This window comes from Pseudomonas sp. (assembly GCF_037994325.1).
Taxonomy (GTDB): Bacteria; Pseudomonadota; Gammaproteobacteria; order Pseudomonadales; family Pseudomonadaceae; genus Aquipseudomonas.
Genome location: NZ_JBBNAH010000058.1, coordinates 1 through 2,617, shown reverse-complemented (window position 1 = coordinate 2,617; position 2,617 = coordinate 1). Strand labels below are relative to the sequence as shown.

Below are 2,617 nucleotides of genomic sequence, written 5' to 3'. Positions count from 1 at the left end.
TTTTGCATAACAACAAACGGCTCCACAGGCCCTCGCTGGCCTGAATCTTGAACTGCCAATAACAGATGCACCCAGCCCCTTGAGGAATAACCGATGCGCACCCGTTCAACTCGCCTTATCGCTGTTCTCGGCCTGCTGGCCGCCGCTCTTAGCCCTGCTACGCAAGCGGCTGAAAAACCGTCCTTTGTCAGCGGTGGCAGCTTTAATGTCTGCTCCGACCCGACGTTCCCGCCGCTGGAATTCTTCGAAAAAACCGGCGACCGCGAGCCCAGCGGCTTTGATGCTGACCTGATCCGCGCCATGGCGAAAACCTGGGGTGTGCCAGCACGTTTTATCGTCACCGAATTCACCGGCTTGCTGCCTGGCCTCGACGCCAAACGCTGCGACGTGGTCATCAGTGGTGCACTGATCACCCCGGAACGCACGCAAAAACTCAACGCCGTACCGTACCTGGCCAGCGCCACCGTGGTGTTTGGCAGCGGCAAGGGCGACCTGACCCTGAGCAAGCTGGAAGACCTGTCCGGCAAAGTGGTGGCCGTGCAATCGGGTACCCGTTATGTCGGGATTATGGAAAAGCTCAACACCGAGTTGAAAGCCGCTGGCAAAACCGCCGCGACTATTCAGACCTACCCCAAAGGCAGCGATGTCGCGCAACAGGTGCTGGTAGGCCGTGCGGCGGCCGGCCTGTCGCAAGACACCGAAATCGCCTACCGCGAACTGCAAACACCGGGGCAATTCAAGACGCTCTACACCTTCCCAGAGAAAGACGTATTTGGCGCCTACCTGCTGCCGGATGCGGCGAACAAAGCGGCAGTGGCCGCATCGATCAAATCGCTTAAAGAAGACGGCACGCTAAAAGCCATTAGCGAGAAGTGGAAGCTTGATCCGGTGAACGTTGAAGGCGCGGCCGAATAAACTCAACGGCTCTGCTCCCCTCTCCTGCTAGCGGGAGAGGGGCTGGGGGTGAGGCGAATAAACTCAACCGCTCTGCTCCCCTCTCCCGCTTGCGGGAGAGGGGCCGGGGGTGAGGGTCAAGGCCCAACACCCAAAGCTAGCCGCCACCCCCTCACCCCAGCCCTCTCCCCAAGGGGGCGAGGGAGCTGATCGTGTTGCACCGAATTCCTGCGCCAGCCCATTAGGTCAGCGCTTCTTACCGCTCTATAGGGGCCACCCCCATGCATTTCGACGTTGCCGTTTTTTGGGACGCACTGTTTTCCTACCCGTTCTTCAAGGGCGCCTGCATCACCTTGCTGCTGGCCCTACTCGCCCACTCGGTGGGCATCGCTTTGTCGATCCCTGCTGCCTTGGCGCTGGACGGCCCGCCCAATCCGTTGCGGATTGTCCTGCGCGCCATCCTTAGCGTGTTTCGCGGCGCCCCCACGCTGTTGCAGTTGCTGTTTGTGTGGAACGCCCTGCCGCAGTTTTTTCCGATTTTTCGCGAAGCCTGGTTCACGCCGTTCTTTGCTGCCTGGATCGCCCTCAGCCTGAATGAAATGGCCTATCAGGTGGAAATCAACCGCGCCGCGCTAAAAGCCTTGGACAAAGGCCAGCACGCCGCCGGCCATGCCCTGGGCTTGTCGGCCTGGCAGATTTTCCGCTACGTCACCCTGCCCCAGGCCGCACGTATCGCCATTCCGCCAACGGCCAACGAGTTCATCACCTTGCTGAAAATCACCTCGCTGGCTTCGGTGATTTCCTTGCAGGAGTTGATGGCCGTGACGTCGCAAACCGTGTCCACCACCTTTCAGTTTTCCGAGTATTACGCGGTGGCGTTGGTCTATTACCTGGTGATGGTTTACACCCTGACCTGGCTGCAAGGCCGCTTGGAACGGCGCCTGTCGTGGGATGAAGTCAGCACAGCGGGTAAAAGCGTCGGCCTAGTACAACGCACCCTCGCCCGTATGCGCCGGATTTAAGGAGACGATATGAACGAGATCATCCGCTTAGAAAATGTCGGCAAGCGCTACGACGATTTCCAGGTGCTGCAAGGCATCAACCTGTCGGTTAACCAGGGCGAGAAAATTGTTATTTGCGGGCCGTCGGGCTCGGGCAAGTCCACTTTGATTCGCTGCATCAACCGCCTGGCACCCCATGACACCGGCACCATCACCGTGGAAAACCAGGACGTGGCCAGCAAAGCCGGCAGCGCCAATGTGCGCCGCGAAGTGGGCATGGTGTTTCAGAACTTCAACCTGTTCCCGCACCTGACCGTGCTGGAAAACTGCACCCTGGCGCCGATGAAAGTACGCGGCACTTCGCGCGCCGAAGCCGAAGAACAGGCGCTGCGTTACCTCAACCGCGTGCATATCGGCATTCAGGCACATAAGAAACCCGGCCAACTCTCCGGCGGCCAGCAGCAGCGCGTGGCCATTGCCCGGGCGCTATGTATGAACCCGAAAGTGATGCTGTTTGATGAGCCGACTTCCGCCCTCGACCCGGAAATGGTCGGCGAAGTGTTGGAGGTCATGACCGAGCTGGCCCTCGAAGGCATGACCATGCTCTGTGTGACCCATGAGATGGGTTTTGCTCGTAAGGTTGCCGACCGCGTGGTGTTTATGGATGCCGGGCAGATTGTGGAAACCGCGCCGCCCACCGAGTTTTTCGAACAGCCCAAGCA

Annotated in this window: 3 protein-coding genes; all 3 read left to right on the top strand. The window is 59.5% G+C overall.

Annotated features, from left to right (window positions below):
- Positions 1–93 precede the first annotated feature (93 nt).
- Positions 94–915 (top strand): transporter substrate-binding domain-containing protein, encoded by an 822-nt coding sequence (locus AAAB16_RS01820; RefSeq protein ID WP_340661796.1) that lies wholly within the window; start codon positions 94–96, stop codon positions 913–915.
- 260 nt (positions 916–1,175) lie between these two features.
- Entirely contained in the window at positions 1,176–1,916 is a 741-nt protein-coding gene (locus AAAB16_RS01815; RefSeq protein WP_340661795.1) for an amino acid ABC transporter permease, read from the top strand.
- A 9-nt stretch (positions 1,917–1,925) separates the two neighbouring features.
- Positions 1,926–2,617, top strand: a 692-nt coding sequence (locus AAAB16_RS01810) for an amino acid ABC transporter ATP-binding protein (protein WP_340661794.1), incomplete at its 3' end; no start/stop codon positions are given.